This window comes from Dactylosporangium sp. CA-139114 (genome assembly GCF_050955725.1).
Lineage (GTDB): Bacteria > Actinomycetota > Actinomycetes > Mycobacteriales > Micromonosporaceae > Dactylosporangium.
This window is the reverse complement of record NZ_CP192080.1, coordinates 3,993,871-4,009,066: the sequence shown is the minus strand read 5'-3', so window position 1 is coordinate 4,009,066 and position 15,196 is coordinate 3,993,871. Positions and strand designations below refer to the sequence as shown.

At 73.2% G+C, this 15,196-nt stretch carries 16 protein-coding genes; 6 read left to right on the top strand and 10 right to left on the bottom strand.

Annotated features, from left to right (window positions below; all coding sequences use genetic code 11):
• Positions 1-20: 20 nt before the first annotated feature.
• Positions 21-1,877 carry a DNA polymerase ligase N-terminal domain-containing protein gene (locus tag ACQP2P_RS18235; RefSeq protein ID WP_433617528.1) on the top strand — a complete coding sequence of 619 codons (1,857 nt, stop codon included), beginning with the start codon at positions 21-23 and terminating at the stop codon, positions 1,875-1,877.
• A 2-nt stretch (positions 1,878-1,879) separates the two neighbouring features.
• Here ACQP2P_RS18235 and ACQP2P_RS18230 read toward each other — a convergent pair whose 3' ends face one another.
• The 4 genes from ACQP2P_RS18230 to ACQP2P_RS18215 all read right to left on the bottom strand — a co-directional run bounded on the left by ACQP2P_RS18230 (position 1,880) and on the right by ACQP2P_RS18215 (position 7,034).
• Positions 1,880-2,422 carry a GNAT family N-acetyltransferase gene (locus ACQP2P_RS18230; RefSeq protein WP_433617526.1) on the bottom strand — a complete coding sequence of 181 codons (543 nt, stop codon included), beginning with the start codon at positions 2,420-2,422 and terminating at the stop codon, positions 1,880-1,882.
• A 79-nt stretch (positions 2,423-2,501) separates the two neighbouring features.
• A complete protein-coding gene (locus tag ACQP2P_RS18225) occupies positions 2,502-2,780 on the bottom strand; it encodes a GlsB/YeaQ/YmgE family stress response membrane protein (RefSeq protein WP_433617524.1) in 279 nt (92 codons plus the stop codon).
• A gap of 401 nt (positions 2,781-3,181) precedes the next feature.
• A complete protein-coding gene (locus ACQP2P_RS18220) occupies positions 3,182-5,086 on the bottom strand; it encodes an RICIN domain-containing protein (RefSeq protein WP_433617523.1) in 1,905 nt (634 codons plus the stop codon).
• Positions 5,087-5,117: 31 nt separating this feature from the next.
• Positions 5,118-7,034 (bottom strand): discoidin domain-containing protein, encoded by a 1,917-nt coding sequence (locus ACQP2P_RS18215; RefSeq protein WP_433617522.1) that lies wholly within the window; start codon positions 7,032-7,034, stop codon positions 5,118-5,120.
• A 287-nt stretch (positions 7,035-7,321) separates the two neighbouring features.
• Between ACQP2P_RS18215 and ACQP2P_RS18210 the strand changes: the two genes are divergently transcribed.
• The gene (locus tag ACQP2P_RS18210) at positions 7,322-7,981 is read left to right on the top strand and encodes a maleylpyruvate isomerase N-terminal domain-containing protein (RefSeq protein WP_433617520.1); all 660 of its coding nucleotides are present in this window, start codon (positions 7,322-7,324) and stop codon (positions 7,979-7,981) included.
• A 13-nt stretch (positions 7,982-7,994) separates the two neighbouring features.
• Positions 7,995-8,228 (top strand): SCO4848 family membrane protein, encoded by a 234-nt coding sequence (locus ACQP2P_RS18205; protein ID WP_433617518.1) that lies wholly within the window; start codon positions 7,995-7,997, stop codon positions 8,226-8,228.
• A 47-nt stretch (positions 8,229-8,275) separates the two neighbouring features.
• Here the strand turns inward: ACQP2P_RS18205 and ACQP2P_RS18200 are convergent, their stop codons facing one another.
• A complete protein-coding gene (locus tag ACQP2P_RS18200) occupies positions 8,276-8,815 on the bottom strand; it encodes a DUF4232 domain-containing protein (RefSeq protein WP_433617516.1) in 540 nt (179 codons plus the stop codon).
• Positions 8,812-10,092: an alpha-hydroxy-acid oxidizing protein gene (locus tag ACQP2P_RS18195; protein ID WP_433617514.1), complete on the bottom strand. Its 1,281-nt coding sequence runs from the start codon at positions 10,090-10,092 to the stop codon at positions 8,812-8,814. Before ACQP2P_RS18195 ends, ACQP2P_RS18200 begins: the two co-directional genes overlap by 4 nt.
• Before the next feature lie 24 nt (positions 10,093-10,116).
• Here ACQP2P_RS18195 and ACQP2P_RS18190 point away from each other — a divergent pair, with 24 nt between their 5' ends.
• From ACQP2P_RS18190 to ACQP2P_RS18180, 3 genes are read left to right on the top strand one after another with little or no spacing between them, the layout of a single operon-like run.
• On the top strand, positions 10,117-10,572 hold the full coding sequence (locus ACQP2P_RS18190) for a hypothetical protein (protein WP_433617513.1): 456 nt from the start codon (positions 10,117-10,119) through the stop codon (positions 10,570-10,572).
• A 42-nt stretch (positions 10,573-10,614) separates the two neighbouring features.
• Positions 10,615-11,016 carry an HIT family protein gene (locus tag ACQP2P_RS18185; RefSeq protein WP_433617512.1) on the top strand — a complete coding sequence of 134 codons (402 nt, stop codon included), beginning with the start codon at positions 10,615-10,617 and terminating at the stop codon, positions 11,014-11,016.
• Between the two features lie 33 nt (positions 11,017-11,049).
• Positions 11,050-11,673 carry a hypothetical protein gene (locus ACQP2P_RS18180; RefSeq protein WP_433617510.1) on the top strand — a complete coding sequence of 208 codons (624 nt, stop codon included), beginning with the start codon at positions 11,050-11,052 and terminating at the stop codon, positions 11,671-11,673.
• 118 nt (positions 11,674-11,791) lie between these two features.
• Here ACQP2P_RS18180 and ACQP2P_RS18175 read toward each other — a convergent pair whose 3' ends face one another.
• From ACQP2P_RS18175 to ACQP2P_RS18160, 4 genes are all read right to left on the bottom strand, one after another.
• Positions 11,792-12,646: an alpha/beta hydrolase family protein gene (locus tag ACQP2P_RS18175; protein ID WP_433617508.1), complete on the bottom strand. Its 855-nt coding sequence runs from the start codon at positions 12,644-12,646 to the stop codon at positions 11,792-11,794.
• Between the two features lie 52 nt (positions 12,647-12,698).
• Positions 12,699-14,138, bottom strand: a complete 1,440-nt coding sequence (locus ACQP2P_RS18170; protein ID WP_433617506.1) for a hypothetical protein — start codon at positions 14,136-14,138, stop codon at positions 12,699-12,701.
• A 1-nt stretch (position 14,139) separates the two neighbouring features.
• Complete coding sequence (locus tag ACQP2P_RS18165; protein WP_433076014.1) at positions 14,140-14,802, bottom strand: zinc ribbon domain-containing protein; 663 nt, start codon at positions 14,800-14,802, stop codon at positions 14,140-14,142.
• Positions 14,803-15,027: 225 nt separating this feature from the next.
• On the bottom strand, positions 15,028-15,192 hold the full coding sequence (locus ACQP2P_RS18160; protein ID WP_433617505.1) for a hypothetical protein: 165 nt from the start codon (positions 15,190-15,192) through the stop codon (positions 15,028-15,030).
• Positions 15,193-15,196: the final 4 nt, after the last annotated feature.

Here is a 15,196-nt window from a genome sequence, read left to right as displayed (position 1 = left end):
AGGTGCGCGACACTGGGAGGGTGTCCGAATTGCGGTTCGTGGTGCAGCTGCACCGAGCCCGGCGGTTGCACTACGACTTCCGGCTCGAGGTCGGCGGGGTGCTCGTCAGCTGGGCGGTGCCCAAGGGCCCGACCCTCGACCCGAAGGTGCGCCGGGCGGCGTTCAAGGTCGGGGACCATCCGATGGAGTACGTCGCGTTCGAGGGTGTGATCCCGGCCGGCACGTACGGCGGCGGAGACGTGATCGTGTGGGACACCGGCGCGTGGGTGCCGTACAAGGACCCGGATCCGGGGGCCGCGCTCGACGCCGGGGAGCTGCACGTCGAGCTCTTCGGGGAGAAGCTGCGCGGCCGGTTCGTCATGGTGCGTACCCGCCGCGACGAGTGGCTGCTGCTCAAGAAGCGCGACGAGCACGCGGTCGCCGGGTGGGAGCCGGGCGAGCATCCGCTCTCCGTCCTCAGTGGACGCTCCAGCGACGAGGTGAAGGCCGATCCCGAGTGGGAGTGGCGCTCCGAACTGCCCGCCGAACGCGCGGCCCTCCGGCTCAAGGCCGAGGACGAGCGAACGCGCAAAGCCGAAGACGAGCGAACGCGCAAAGCCGAGGACGAGCGAACGCGCAAAGCCGAGGACGAGCGAACGCGCAAAGCCGAGCACGCGAACGATACCGAGCACGCGAACAAGACCGACCACACGAACAAGACCGAGCACGCGAACAAGACCGGCCACACGAACGAAGCCGAGCACACGAACAAGGCCGAGCGCTCGAACGCCCGAGCACGCAAGAGCGCGGACAAGCACGCCACCACGCGTGAGCGAATGGGCGAGGGCGCTCGCGCAAGCGTGCACGAGCGCGGGGGTGCGGACGCCGGCGCACCAGGACCTGAGCGCGAACACACACGCGCGGATGAGCGCGAACGCGCGGCAGAGAGTGCGATCGGGGGGCTCGAATCGCTCCGCAACGAGGCCGGGCTCGACGCGATCGGCGAGAACGGCACGTGGGAGGTGTACGGGCGCCGGCTTCGGGTCACCAATCTCGGCAAGGTGCTCTTCCCCGGGCGTGGCGACGAGGAGGCGGTCACGAAGCGGGAGCTGCTGCGGTACACGGCGAGGATCGCGCCGACCGTGGTGCCCTATCTCGCCGGGCGCGCGCTCAACCTGCACCGGTTCCCGAACGGTTCGCACGCGCCCGGGTTCTGGCAGAAGGCGCTCCCGGCGCACGCGCCGCAGTGGCTGACGCGGTGGCGCGAGCCGGGGTCCGGCACCGAGTACCTGGTGGCGGACGAGCCCGCCGCGCTCGTGTGGGCGGCGAACTACGGCGGCCTCGAGTGGCACCCGTGGACGTCCACAGTGGACCATCCAGACCGCCCGTCGTACGCCCTCGTCGACCTCGATCCCGGTGACGGCACCGCTTGGGAGGACCTGCTCGTGCTGGCCCGGCTGCACCGCACCGCGTTCGAGCATCTCGGGGTCGAGGCCGGGGCGAAGGTCACCGGGCAACGCGGGATCCAGATCTGGGTACCGATCTCACGGGGGCCCGGGTTCGCCGAGACGCGAGCGTGGGTCGAGGGGCTGTCGCGCTCGATCGGCGCGGTGGTGCCCGACCTCGTGAGCTGGGCGTGGGAGAAGGCCGAGCGGGGCGGCCGGGCGCGGCTGGACTTCACGCAGAACGCGGTCAACAAGACGCTCGTGGCGCCCTACAGCCCGCGCCCCGCCCCGGGCGCGCCGGTCTCCGCGCCGATCACGTGGGACGAGCTCGACGATCCCGCCCTGCGCCCGGACGCGTTCACCATCCGCACCATCGGCGAGCGGCTGTCCACCCATGGCGATCTCTTCTCGCCCGTCCTGCACACACAGCAGTCGCTGCCGCCCCTCACGTAGCCCTAATCGGGGTCGGTGCGCAGCTTCGCGTGCAGGTGCTCGTCGTGGCGATCGCCGTCGCCGTAGCGGTACGACTGGCGCAGCACGCCCTCCAGGGGGAAGCCCGCGCTCTCGGCCACCCGGCACGAGCCCGGGTTGTCCACCGCGTGGCACAGTTCGATCCGGTGCAGGCCGACCGTGTCGAAGGCGAACCGCGACGCGGCGCGCACGGCCCGGGTGGCGATGCCCCGGCCCCTGGCCTCGGGGACCGTCCAGTAGCCGATCATGCCGTGGTCCATCGCGGCGTCCACGCGCACCGAGACCGTTGCCAGCACCGGGCCGTCGCCGGGGTCGGACACCACCCAGCCGACCCTCGTGCCGCTCGACCAGTCCGCGCGCTGCCGAATCCAGGTCAGCACGTCGGTGCCGGGCGGGGGTGGGCTCCACTGCAGCAGGGGCGGATCGGTGAACGCCGCGGCGATCGCCGGCTCGTCGGCGTCCACGGGTGCGCGCAGCACCAGGTCCGCGAGTTCGATGCGCACCGGACGCGGCGGGACGGTGGCCATACCGCGCACTGTACGCAGACGCAACGATCTCCGGCCCGTGCGGGCCGGAGATCGTGAGGTTCGCGTCAGGCGATACTCGTTACAGAGCCCGGCGGCCGCGGCCGCTCAGGCCGGCGACGAGCGCCACACCGACCGCCGCGAGCACGACCTGGACCAGCAGCTCGCCCCAGTCGACACCCGGGGTGTCGGTGGAGATGCCGATGGCGTTGGCGAGCACGGTGCCCAGCAGCGCGGCGATGACACCGACGACCATCGTGACCAGGATCGACATGCTCTGCCGGCCGGGAACCACCAGCCGACCCAGCGCACCGACGATCAGACCGACGATGAGCGCCGTGATGATTCCGGTGACAGTCACTGCTCCTCCTCGAAGACTCTTCGTGTTCCGGTCGACTCATTGATGCCCCTCGGCCGGGCGCACCAAACACGACATCGATCGGGTGGCTTCGTGGAAAATCGGCGGTGTGCCGGGAGCCGCCTGCTGAGACTGGTGGTACCGGAAGCGAAGCACGCGATCGCACAAGCTCACCGGCAGCCAGGTGACCTCCCCCGGTGGCCGCGGGGGACGGCACGACACGGCGGTATGGCGCCGGCCGCATCCACGGCCCGCGACCGGCGCCATGCCCGCACTGCCGCACCAGAGTCCGACACATACCCCGACCGGCGAACCATCCGATGGCCGACGGCCGGGCTGGTCGCCGGCCGGACCGAGCCGGCCGCCGCGCCGTTGTGGCGCGGCGGCCGCTGTGCCGATGCGACTTAGGGCTGGGCGACCAGCCGGAACGACTGGGCCGGGCCGCCGGTGCACGACCACTGCTGCACCTGCGCCCCGTCAGCCGTCGACACGTCCTTCACGTCGAGGCACTTGCCGCTGTTGCGGGCGATGAAACGGTACGACCCGTCGGCGTTCGCGACCGCCTGCCACTGCTGGTTCGTGGCGCCGCCGTAGGACCACAGGTGCACCTGCGCCCCGTCGCCGGTCGCGCCGGTGCCGCCGGCGACGTCCCACGACAGGCCGGTCGCGTAGCGGTTCACGACGTTGTAGGAGCCGCCGCCGACCGAGCGGAACTGCCACTGCTGGTTCGTCGCGGCCGGGCTGCTGCACGACCACTGCTGCAGCGCGGTGCCGTTGGCGGTGCCCCAGCCGGTGTCGTCGAGGCACTTGCCGCTGTTGGTGTTGATCACCTGGTACCACGCGCTGGTGCTGGGCTGGCCGCCCCCGCCGCCGCCCGTGGTGGGCGGGTTCGAGGTCGGGGTGACGGTGCCGCCCGGCCACGTGAAGGTGGCCATGGCCCCGGCCGGGAGGTTCGTGCCGAACGAGGAGCCGCCGAAGGAGACCTGGAAGTTCTGCGCCCCGCCGGAGTTGACCGCCACGAGCACGATCGAGCCGTCCGGGTTGCGGAAGGCGACGTTCTCGATGCCGCCCTGGCCCTGGTTCGTCGAGTCGATGCGGACCGCGCCCGGCTTGACGAACTTCGCGAGGTGCCCGAGCACGTAGTACTCGGCGTTGTACGTGATGGTGCCGCCGTTGACGGTCACCACGCCCATGCAGTTGGTGCACGAGCCGATGACCGGGCCGTGGTTGGTGTCCAGGGCCATGTTCCACGTCGTGACCGTCCTGGCCCAGTTGCGGGTCGCGCCGATCGCGAGGTTGCGGCCCTGCCACAGCAGCGAGTCCGCGAACGTGTTGCCCGACTCGGTGCCGGAGCACTCGGTGAAGAAGACGTCCTTGCTCGGGTACGCGTTGTGCACGGTCGTCTGCCCGCTCGGGGTGCCGCCGTAGCAGTGCCACGCGGTGCCCGCCACGTTGTTGCCGGCGCCGGCGAGCACCTGCTGCGGGAACGACGTGTTGTCCCAGTTGTGGTCCCAGGCCAGGATCTTCGTGCCCGTCCCGGCCGCGGCCAGCTTCGGGGCGAGCGAGTTGATGATGCGGACCTGCTGGTCGGACTGCATGAGCATGCCGGGGTAGCCGGGCGGGGAGAACTGCGGCTCGTTCTGGATCGACAGGTACTGGATCGGCACCCCGGCCGCCTGGTACGCCTGGACCGACTTGACCAGGTAGTCGCCGAACGCGCCCTCGTAGCCGGTCGACAGCGAGCCGCCGACCAGGTTGCCGCTGGTCTTCATCCAGCCCGGCGCGCTCCACGGCACGCCCATGACCTGCACCTGCGGGTTGATCGACTTCGCCTGCGTGAGCAGGGGCAGGATGTAGGCCTGGTCGTGCGAGACGGAGAAGCGCGACAGGCTCGGGTCGGCCGACCCGTCGTCGTAGCTGTAGAAGCTGCGCGAGAAGTCGGAGGCGCCCAACGGCTGCCGCAGCCAGTTCAGCCCGATGCCGGAGGACGGGCTGAACAGGTTGTTCATGACGGTGTTGCGGGCCGGGGAGTTGTAGATGAGGTAGGCGCTGGCGTCGGTCAGCGAGGCGCCGAAGCCGACCATCGACTGGTAGGTGGTGTTCGGGTTCACCGTGATGACGGCGCCGCTGCCCGCGGTACCGAATGGGATGGCGCTCTTCTGGGACAGCAGGTTGGCACGGTCCGGGGTCGTCAGCCACACGCTCGCCGAGGTGGCGGCGAGCGCGGGGGCGGGTTGGGCGACGACGTAGGCCACGCCGGCGGCGAGCACGGTGGCGGCCGTGCTCATCGCCAGCAGACGCAGGCGCATGGCGGTGCTCCTTCGGTGTGGTGGGGCGGAACTAGGCGTACAGGCGGATGTCGGCGAGGCTCCACCAGTTCCCGGTCGCGGCGGTCGAGGTGATCCGCAGGTACCGGGCCGTCGTGGGGCGAACGTCCACATTGGTCAGCTGTCCGGCCCCGGCGCCCTGGGCGAGGGTCGTCCAGTGGGTGCCGTCGGCGCTGGTGGACAGCTGCCAGCCGTGGGCGTAGTCGCCGGCGCTCGCGCCGCTGTCGATGGCGACCCGGCGGAAGGTGCGTGCCGAGCCGAGGTCGACCTGGAGGTACTGCCCCGGCTCCTGCGCCGTGCCGCTGGACCAGCGGGTCGTGGCGTCCTCGTCGACGGCGAGGGCGGCGTCGGGGCTCGCGGGCGACGACGACGCCGTCGCGCCCGCGATGGGCAGCAGCCGCAGGCCGTCGTCGAGCACCTTGCTCTTCGGCCAGGTGAACGTGGCGAGCGAGCCGCCGGGCAGGGTGTAGTCGAACGAGTGGCCGCCGACCGCGACCGTGAACGTTCTCGGCGCGTCGTTCTCGTTGTGGGCCACCAGGACCGTGGACCCGTCCGGGTTGCGGAAGGCCACGTCGGTGACCTCGCCGTTCCAGGCGGGGTTGCCGAAGCTGGTGCTGGCGATGCGGACCGCGCCGGGCTTCACGAACTTGGACAGGTGCCCGATGGTGTAGTACTCGGCGTCAGTGGTCCAAGAGCCGTCGGGTTGGACCGTGATGAGGCCGGTGCAGGTGCCGCAGCCGCCGAGGTGCGGGCCGCCGGCCGAGTCCAGGGCCAGGTTCCAGGTGACCGCCGACTTGGCCCAGTTGCGGGTGACGCCGACGGTGATGGTGCGCGCGTGCCACTTCAGGGTGTCGGTGAAGTACTGCGCCGGGGTGTCGTTCGCGCCGTGCGAGCCGGAGCACTCGGTGAACCAGATGCCCTTGCCGGGGTCGGCGTTGTGCAGGGCGGTCATCGCGCTCGGGTCGCCGTAGTAGCAGTGGTACGCCGTGCCCGCGAGCCAGCGGCTCGCCGGGTTCTGCAGCAGCCGGTACGGGTAGTCGGCCTCCGGGTCCTGCCCGGGCGGGGTGTTGGCGATGTCGTTCGGGTGGGTCTGCCAGTTGTGGTCGTAGCCGAGGATCTTCGTGCGCGGGCTCACCAGGCGCAGCAGCGGCCCGAGGATCTCGATGACCTTCCCGGCCTGGGTGGTGTTGAGCCCCATCACCGGCCCGCCGCCCGCGTCGCGGTTCTGCGGCTCGTTCTGGATCGTGATGTAGTCCACGGGCACGCCGGCCGCCGAGTAGGCCAGGACGAACCTGGTCAGGTAGAAGGCGTAGCCGGCGTACACCTTCGGGTCGTCCTTGAGCTCCCCGCCGGCGAGGGACTCACCGGTCTTCATCCACGCCGGCGGGCTCCACGGCGTCGCCATGATCTTCAGCTGCGGGTTGAGCCGCCTGGCCTCCCGCAGCAGGGGCAGGATCTGCGCCTGGTCGTGCGCGATGCTGAAGCGGGTGAGCAGGTAGTCCGTCTGCCCCGGCGGCATGTCGTCGTACGTGTAGTGCTCGGGCTGCGCCGTGAAGTCCGACGCCCCGATCGGCTGCCGCAGGAAGCTCACGCCGACGCCCTTGGCCGGGTCGAAGAGCGCCTGCATCGCCTCGGCCCGCTTGGCGGGCGAGAGCCGGTAGAGCACGGCCGCCGACGAGTCCGTGATCGAGGCGCCGAAGCCGTCCATGCTCTGGTACGTGCGGCTCGGGTCGACCGTGACCGTCGTGCGGCTGCTCGCGTTCGTGGTGAACGCGACGGCGGCCCGCTCGTGCATCAGCTCGGCGCGGTCGATCGTGGTGACCCAGACCCGGGCCGAGGGCGCGGCGCTCGCCTCGGCCGCGGTGGCCCCGGTGAGACCGGCCGCGACCGCCGCGCCGGCCGCGACGAGACAGAACACCCTGCGCTGCATACGCATCTCCCGCGTGTAACAGATGAAACAAGAATGTAACGTGCTGCGTGAAGCACAGCATCGGCTTCGACTGATGTCAAGAAATTGCCGGGCGCTCGTGCGGGGGCCGCTGCTACGGTCATCGGCGGCGCGAGCCGGGGGCCCGGTGCGCAGGTATCGGATACTTCGTCATCCAGGTGTCGCGGGTTCGAGTCCCGCCCGCCGCGCACGCGGCGGTAGCTCAGACGGCAGAGCATTGGGCAATCACCGGTGCCGCCCGGAACTCGGGCCCCCTTTACCGTGTCGGCATGACCGTTGATCCGCTGGACGCGTGGGCCGCCGAGACCGGGCGGCTCGTCGAGGCGCTGCGGGACGTGCCCGAGCCGGACTGGGCGCGGCCGAGCCCCTGCCCGCCCTGGAACGCCGCGGAGCTGCTCGGGCACGTCGTGGCCGGCGTCGTGCGGGTGCCGGGCATGCTCGACGTCCCCGCGCCCGAGCGGGCCGAGATCGACGCCGCCGGGTACTTCCGGGCGGACGAGCGGTTCTCCGGCGGTACCGATGCCGAACGGATCGACTCGGGCCGGCGGGCCGCGGCCGAGGCGGGCGGCCCCGAACTGGTGCGCCGGCTCGCCACCGCGCGCGAGGACGCGATCGGGCGCTGCCGCCGCGAGCCGGCCGGGCGGGTCGTGCGCACCCGGCACGGCGACGCGATGCTGCTCACGGACTTCCTGGTCACGCGCGTGCTGGAGGCCGGCATCCACGGGCTGGACCTCGCCGACGCGCTCGGCCGGGAGCCGTGGCTGACCGCACCCGCGGCGCGGCTGCTCGCCGGGCTGTACGGCGGCGCGGAGCTGGGCTGGGCGCCGCTCACGCTGCTGCGGGTCGCGACCGGGCGGGCCGCGCCGACCCCGGAGCAGGCCGCCGACCTCGAGCGGCACGGGGTGCGCCGGCTCACGCTCGGGCGGTAGGCATACTTCGAGGGTGGTGTTGTCGCGTCGCTGGTCGGTGTTGCTCGTGCTCGTCGGGGTCTGGACCTGGGTCATCTGGCCCCGGTTCCTCGTCGCCATCTGGCAGGACGACCGGGCCTGGGACGCCGCCGGGCACCCCACCGCCTTCTTCACCGTTCACGCGGTGCTCATCGCCGTCTCCCTGATCCTCGGCACCGCCGTCGGCGTGCTGGGCGTCCGCGGGTGGCGGGCGAGCCGCAGGTCGTAGACGCAGCAGCATGTCGGCCGGCGCCGGTATCCGCACAGGGCGCCACCCTAGAGCCACACGCTGACCTCCAGCTTCCCCGTCGAGCCGAGATCCAGCGGGACGGGGGGCTGCAGGATCTGCCGCGCGGCGCCGGGCGTCGGCGTCACGGCGAGATAGACGCCGCTCACGGGCGGCTTGCTGATGTCGTCGTACGTGTTGCGCCACGCCAGCACCGCCACCGTGCTCTGCCCCGGGGCCAGGGCGACGGGGTGCGCCGACTCGCTGTGCCGCCGGCCGGGCACGATCGCGACGTCCTGCGGGTCGCGGTCCTTGCCGAGCACGACGACCTCGGGCCGCCCGCTGACGGTCACCGGCCGGTCGCCACAGTTCTGCAGGTGCAGGCCTGTCTCGCGGTAGCCCATGGCCGCGTCGCCCCGATCCACCCAGAGCCGCAGCCCGCCGTCGGGGCAGGCCGCGGACTCGGCGGACGGGGTCACGCTCGGGCGGGCCGATGTCGTGGTCGGCAGCGTGTTCTGCGGCTCCAGGCCGGGCCGTGCGCAGCCGGCGAGCAGCAGCAGCGCCAGCAGTGGTACCCCCGTGATCCTCATGCGTCGATCCTGCCCTCAGGCGCGGGCCGCAGCACGTCCGGAGTCAGCCCGGCGAGATTCGCCACGCCGGTCAGGGCCATCGTCAGGTCCAGCTCCGCGAGCACGTTCTCGATCACCTGGCGGACGCCGTCGGCGCCGGCGAGCGCGAGGCCGTACAGGTGCGGGCGGCCGAGCAGGCACGCGTCGGCGCCGAGGGCCAGGGCGAGGAACACGTCCGCGCCGGTGCGGATGCCGCTGTCGAACAGCAGCGTGGGCCCGGCGCCGACGGCGCAGCGGATCGCGACCAGGGCGTCGAGGGCGGCCACGGCGTGGTCGACCTGGCGGCCGCCGTGGTTGGACACGATGATCCCGTCGACGCCGGCGTCCAGGGCGCGCCGGGCGTCGGCCGGGTCCAGGATGCCCTTGAGCAGGATCGGCAGCCGGGTCCGGCCGCGCAGCGTCGCGAGGTGCTCCCAGCTCAGCCCCGGGTTGGAGTAGATGTCGAGGAACGTCTCGACGGCCGCGCGCGGCTCCCGGGCCCGCAGGTTGGCCCACGTGCTGCCGGGGTGCTCGCGGGCGATCGACAGCAGCGTGCGCAGGGCGCCGAGGGTGACCTGGGCCTTGGCCGCCGGAGCCTGTGCACGCTCCCGGACGATCTCCATGAACCGCGGATCCGAGGTGTACTGCGCGATGCCCTGCCCCCGCGCGAACGGCAGCGAGCCGAGGTTGAGGTCCTGCGGCCGCCAGCCGAGCATGGTGGTGTCGAGGGTGACGACGAGCGCCCGGGCCCCGCACGCCTCGGCCCGCCCGACCATGGAGTCGACGAGCCGCTCGTCGGTGGACCAGTAGAGCTGGTACCAGAACGGCGTCTCGCCCATCGCCTCGGCGGTGCGCTCCATCGGGCTGCAGCCCTGGTTGGACAGCACGTACGGCACCCCGGCCGCCGCCGCCCCGCGCGCGATGAGCACGTCGGAGTCCCGCCGCACGAGCGCCCCCGCGCCGACGGGCGCGAGCAGCAGCGGCGCGGCCAGGGGCGTGCCGCAGACCTCGGTGCGCAGGTCGCGCTCGGTGACGCCGTGCAGCATCCGCGGGCGGATCCGCCAGCGCTCGAACGCGGCCCGGTTGTGCCGCATCGTCGCGCCCTCGCCGGCGCCGCCGGCCACGTAGGCCCAGGCCCGCCGGGACATCCGCCGGTGCGCCGCCCGTTCCAGCTCGGCGGCGTCGGTGGGCACCGCGGGCCGCCGCCCGAGCGCCCCCTGCCGGTACACCACGCCCTGCCGGGCCCGCCCGATACTCATGGCGCGGACGGTACCCTGAGCCCGATGCCCCTGCCGAGCGAGGACGAGCTGCGGGACGCGACCTGCGTGGCCTGCCCCGGCCAGTCCCTGCCCCTCGGCGCGTTCGACGTGGCGGAGCGCCCCGGCCCCGGCATCCCCTACGACGCGGCGCTCGGCTACCGGGTGCACGCGGTCACGGGCACCCCGACGTGCGTGCACCCGTACCGCGTGGGCGTGCCCCCGGCCCGGTACGCCTCGGCCGGCACGCCCCTGCCGCCGCGGCCCGCGCCCGCCCCGCCGCCCCCGGCCGACCCGGAGCTCCCGGCCGACCCGACCCTGCTGGAGGCCTGGCTGATCGCCGTCGCCCGCGGGTCCGAGCCGGCGACCCTGGGCGCGGCGCTGCGCCGGGCCGAGGCGCGGGCCCTGACCCGCTTCCCGCCCGGGGACGTCGTCGCGGCCCTGCGCCGGGTTCTGACGGTGGAGCTGGCCCGCCGCCGGTGACGAGGGCGCCCGGCCCCCGCGCGGCCAGTAGGGTGGGGGTTCATGAGCAGCGTCTTCTCGAAGATCCTCGCCGGTGAGCTTCCCGGCCGATTCGTGTGGCAGGACGACGACGTCGCCGCGTTCCTCAGCATCGCGCCGCTGCGGCCCGGCCACACGCTGGTCGTCCCACGCCGGGAGGTGGACCAGTGGACCGCCGCCGACCCTGACCTGTTCGCGAAGTGCGCCGCGGTCGCGCAGACCATCGGCCGGGCCGTCCAGCGCGCCTTCGACGCCCCGCGCGCCGGGCTCGTCGTGGCCGGGTTCGAGGTGCCGCACCTGCACATCCACGTCTTCCCCACGTGGGGCATGGACGACTTCGACTTCGCCCGGGCCGACCAGCACCCGGACCCCGCGGCGCTGGACGACGCCGCCGAGCGCATCCGCGCGGCCCTCGCCGAACGGTAGGGATCCACGGCGCCCGCGGGGTATGGGGATCACGTGCGCGTGCGCTTCGACGGGTGGATCGCCGGGATCGGGACGGGCAGCGGGACGCGGCTCGTGCTCGGGCACTGGCCGCGCTCGCCGTTCGGGCCGGTCAGCGACGTGATGGTGGAGCACCCCGGCGGCCACCGGGTGCTGCTGGCCCAGACACCGCAGCTGGCGGCGTTCGTGGCCGCCACCTACGTCTTCGACGAGGTGCGGGTCGTGGACGTTGGCGTGGCCGTGGGCGAGAGCGCCGGGCGGGGCTGGCGGGTCGAGGCGGGGCCGTTGCGGCTGGAGTTCGCCGTGGGCCGCCGGGGCGCGCTGGGATGGCTGCTGCGGGCGGTGCCGTCGGGACTGGCGCGACACCCGGGCTGGGTGCGCCTCGTGGATCTGCCGGCGCGCCTGGCGCTGCGGGGCGTGCGCACGCACGGCAGCGCGGGCAACGGGCGGCGGGAGTGGTACGGCGTGCGGGACCTCCACCCCGTCGCCGCCGCCACCGCCACGTGGGACGGGCGCGACCTCGGGCCGCTGACCGGCGTGGAGCCGCCGGTGCGCTTCGGGTTCGCCTCGACGCCGCGCCACCCGTCGCTGGCCCGGATCACGACCACCGTCGAAGTCCCGGACACCCGCGCGCCCTAGCCCCGGCCGGGCCGGCGTGGGACAGCGGCGATCCCCGCGAGGTGGCCGGGCGGCTGCCGCGGATGGTCCCGCGTATCGGCGGGGTGCGCGAGGCGCGGGACCATCCACGGCACGTCACCTAGCAGGCGTTGCTGCGGAAGCTCGACACCGCCGCGCCCGTGAACCCGCAGGTGAACGGGGTGAAGCGCGAGTCCTGGCTGACCCACCGCTTGAACCAGGAGACCATCGCCCGCGACACGGTCGGGTTCGTGGTCTGCGGGAAGAAGTGGCTGGCGCCCGTCAGCTCGACGTACGTCTTGGGACCGGCCAGGGTGTTGTAGAACGGGATGGCGTGGCTCGCCGGCGGGGCGACCGTGTCCGACTGGCCGCCGACGATGAGCACCGGCTCGCTCACGGTGTTCCAGGTCTTGTCGGTGTTCCAGGGCGCGAGCGGGACGCCGGCCTTGACCAGCCCCGTCGTGTCGGCGGCGAGCGCCTCGAGGGTGCCGCCGCCGCCCATGGAGTGCCCGGCCACGCCGCGGCGGCTGCCGTCGACGTGGGAACGCACCGCCGTCGGCGACGAGCCGACGGCCCAGTTGAGCGCGGCGAGGAGCTGGCTGCCGCGGCTGGCCGGCTGGTCGTAGATCGAGTTCGTCTCGATCCCGACCACCACGAAGCCCCACGAGGACAGGCGGGGGCCGATCCAGGCGAGGCTGGACCAGGTGGCGGTGTACCCGGGCGAGATGGCGATCACCGGGTACTGCCCGGCGGCGGTCGGGTAGTACACGCGGCCGCCGCCGAAGCCGCTGACCGTGCTGGGGATGCTCGCCGAGGTGGTGGCGAAGCTGCCGTTGCCGGTGATGTTGGACGCGGTCGGCGCCTGGCCGATCTCGTCCGCCAGGGCCGGGGGCGCGACCGCGGCGACGGCCGAGCCCATGAGGGTGAGGAGCAGCCCGACGCGCAGCGCGAGCCGGATGGCGGGGGTGTTTCGCACCGTTGTCTCCCGGTTGAGGAGGGTAACTTCGATGCGCGTCAGTGTGTCCAGGTCAGGCGGGGCCCGGGATCCGTGAAATCGCCAGTTTCAGCTGTTCGGTCCAGCCGTCGGTGTGGAGCACGCGTCCGGCGAAGCGCTCCCGCAGGACCCGCAGGGCCGGCAGGCGCTCGGCGGTCTTGCGGTACTGCGAGGCCGCCGAGGTCGCGTCGGCGTGGATTCCCTCGACGCGGAAGCCGAGCAGGTCCAGGGCCCGGTTGAGCTGGGCCGCCTGGTCGGCGTCGCGGCAGGTGAACACGTAGGTGGCGTGGTCGGCCGCGTTGAGCACCTCGTGGACCAGGTGCCCGGACGGGGTCAGGACCAGCAGGAACGCGAGCACCGCGGGGTCCGCCGCGTCCGTGAGCGCCGCGTGGTCGGTGGACGCGGGGGTGACGGACTCGTGCGGGAAGACCGAACGGGGCAGATGGGGGCCGGCGGCGTTGCCGCTCTGGAAGCCGCCCATGGTGCCGAGCATGCCGTAGGCGAGCCCGGGGCCGTAGGCGTCGAACGGGCCGTCGAAGCCCGACCCCGCGCCCGAGACCAAGCCCGCGGCGAGCATCCCGGGCAGGCCCGAGCCGAAGTAGCCCGCCCGCCCGTCGTGGTCGAGGACCGGCGGCCGGGCGGAGTCGCGCCACGGGCCGGCGCCGGAGCCCTCCCGCCGCACGGACACCGTCTGCTTGAACCCCAGCCACACCCGCCCCAGGCCGAGCAGGTGCTGGGTGCTCGCGACCCGCTCGGGCCGGGTGGCCGCGTTGATCAGGGCCGCGAACACGCCGGCCTCGACCGCCTCGAGGCCCTCGCGCGGGGCGGCGAGCCCGTCGCGCAGCTGCGCCGCGACCGAGCGCAGCGCGACCGGGCCGAGGCCGGGCAGCAGGGCGGCGAGGAAGTGGCTGGTGCGCCCGGACGCGGCGGCGGTGCGGGCGCGCAGCAGGTCGAGGAACTCGCCGGTGCGGCGGGCGAGCCGGCCGACGGCGATCGGGGGGCGCCCCGGGACGTCGATGCCGATGGTGTACCCGCTGCTGTCGGTCGTCACGCCCTTGATGAACGCGTACGGGAGCTTCTCGGCGAGCCCGGCGTCGGGGACGATCACGAGCGCGTCGTCGTAGAGCCGCAGCTCGGCCGGGGAGCCGTCGGCCCACCCGGGGAACGCCTCGGCCGAGCCGACGCCGTCGAGGAGCAGCACCCGCTCGGTGTCGGCGACCCGCGCCTCGGACAGCTCCGCGAGCAGCTGGGTGCGCATCGCGCCGAGGCGGCTCAGCTCGAGCCGGGCGCCGTCGGCGAGGGTGAGCAGCACGACGTACGGCTGCGGCTCCTGGATCTCGACGACGTCCCCGGGCGCGACCCGCAGGACGGCACCCTGCTCGGGGGTCACGACCAGCGCGCCGCCGGCCATCTCGGCGGTGCCGCCGCCCTCGTCGAGCAGGGCACCACCGTCGGCGATGAGGCGGTAGTGCACGTCAGGCCGTCGACTGGCCGCATTCGGCGCAGAACATCGCGCCCGGGCTCGTCGGCGTGCCGCAGTTGCCGCAGAACTTCTTCTGCTGCGCCGGGGCCGCCGCCAGCGGGGTGCCGCAGTGCTGGCAGAACTTGCCGCCGCCGGTCTCGTTCATGCAGGAGGGGCACCGGCCCACGGCCTGGTCGCGGTAGTTGACGCCCTGGGTCCAGTTGACCTGGTTGATCTGCTCGTGCAGCTGGTTGACCTGGGCGGCCGCCTGCATGCCGGCGATCTCCTGGTCGAGGCGCGGGGCGCAGCTCGTGCACAGGCCGCGCTCGTGGTTCCAGCAGACCTGCTGGCACACCCACTGGCCGCAGCGGTGGCACTGGGTGAAGTGGACCTGCATCTCCTCGGCCGCCTTGGCCAGGGCCTTGTCGCGGGTCGAGCCGCGCACGCCGTCGCGCATCCACTCCGCGTCCCAGCCGATCTGGGAGGCCTTGTTGCCGATCTCCCCGCCGAGCAGGTCGCCGCCGATGCGCAGCAGACGACCGCCGAAGCCGGTGACGGAGTGCTGGAACGAGGAGGAGTACCCGTTTCCGCACCGCATGCAGTTGAACTCGAACTGGTACCCCTCGCGGGTCGAGTGGTCCGAGTAGTTGTTGGTGAACGGCACCATGCCAGCCATCGGCGACAAACCCCTATTCGAGAGCAACCGGCGTACCTGCCTGTTGTACCTGTTGCTCGCCGGGGACATGATCGGCAAGTCGTTCATATGACATCGCCTGATCGGCTCCGACCTGCGCAACGGCACGTAGCACTGCACGGTTGCGGTCGATGCCCCGAACGCGTTCGGGCGCCGGGGCGGGGTGGCGCCGCGGCCGCCGGGCGGGGCGGCCGGGCGCCGCCCGGCTCAGGCCGTGATCGTCGGCCAGGCGAAGGCCAGCAGCGCGCAGGCGGCCGCGAGGCAGGCGAGGTTCACACCCCGCACGGGCACGGGCAGCGCGGCGACGACGAGCAGGACAATGGCGATGATGTAGAGCACGGCCTGAGCCGACACGACGGCCTCCGGGGTCAAGGGG

Excerpts from the sequence above, each read along its gene's own strand:
- ACQP2P_RS18230 (WP_433617526.1), bottom strand. The coding sequence starts at position 2,422 with ATGGCCACCGTCCCGCCGCGTCCGGTGCGCATCGAACTCGCGGACCTG.
- ACQP2P_RS18220 (WP_433617523.1), bottom strand. The coding sequence starts at position 5,086 with ATGCGCCTGCGTCTGCTGGCGATGAGCACGGCCGCCACCGTGCTCGCC.
- ACQP2P_RS18215 (WP_433617522.1), bottom strand. The coding sequence starts at position 7,034 with ATGCAGCGCAGGGTGTTCTGTCTCGTCGCGGCCGGCGCGGCGGTCGCG.
- ACQP2P_RS18210 (WP_433617520.1), top strand. The coding sequence starts at position 7,322 with ATGACCGTTGATCCGCTGGACGCGTGGGCCGCCGAGACCGGGCGGCTC.
- ACQP2P_RS18200 (WP_433617516.1), bottom strand. The coding sequence starts at position 8,815 with ATGAGGATCACGGGGGTACCACTGCTGGCGCTGCTGCTGCTCGCCGGC.
- ACQP2P_RS18195 (WP_433617514.1), bottom strand. The coding sequence starts at position 10,092 with ATGAGTATCGGGCGGGCCCGGCAGGGCGTGGTGTACCGGCAGGGGGCG.
- ACQP2P_RS18190 (WP_433617513.1), top strand. The coding sequence starts at position 10,117 with ATGCCCCTGCCGAGCGAGGACGAGCTGCGGGACGCGACCTGCGTGGCC.
- ACQP2P_RS18185 (WP_433617512.1), top strand. The coding sequence starts at position 10,615 with ATGAGCAGCGTCTTCTCGAAGATCCTCGCCGGTGAGCTTCCCGGCCGA.
- ACQP2P_RS18165 (WP_433076014.1), bottom strand. The coding sequence starts at position 14,802 with ATGGCTGGCATGGTGCCGTTCACCAACAACTACTCGGACCACTCGACC.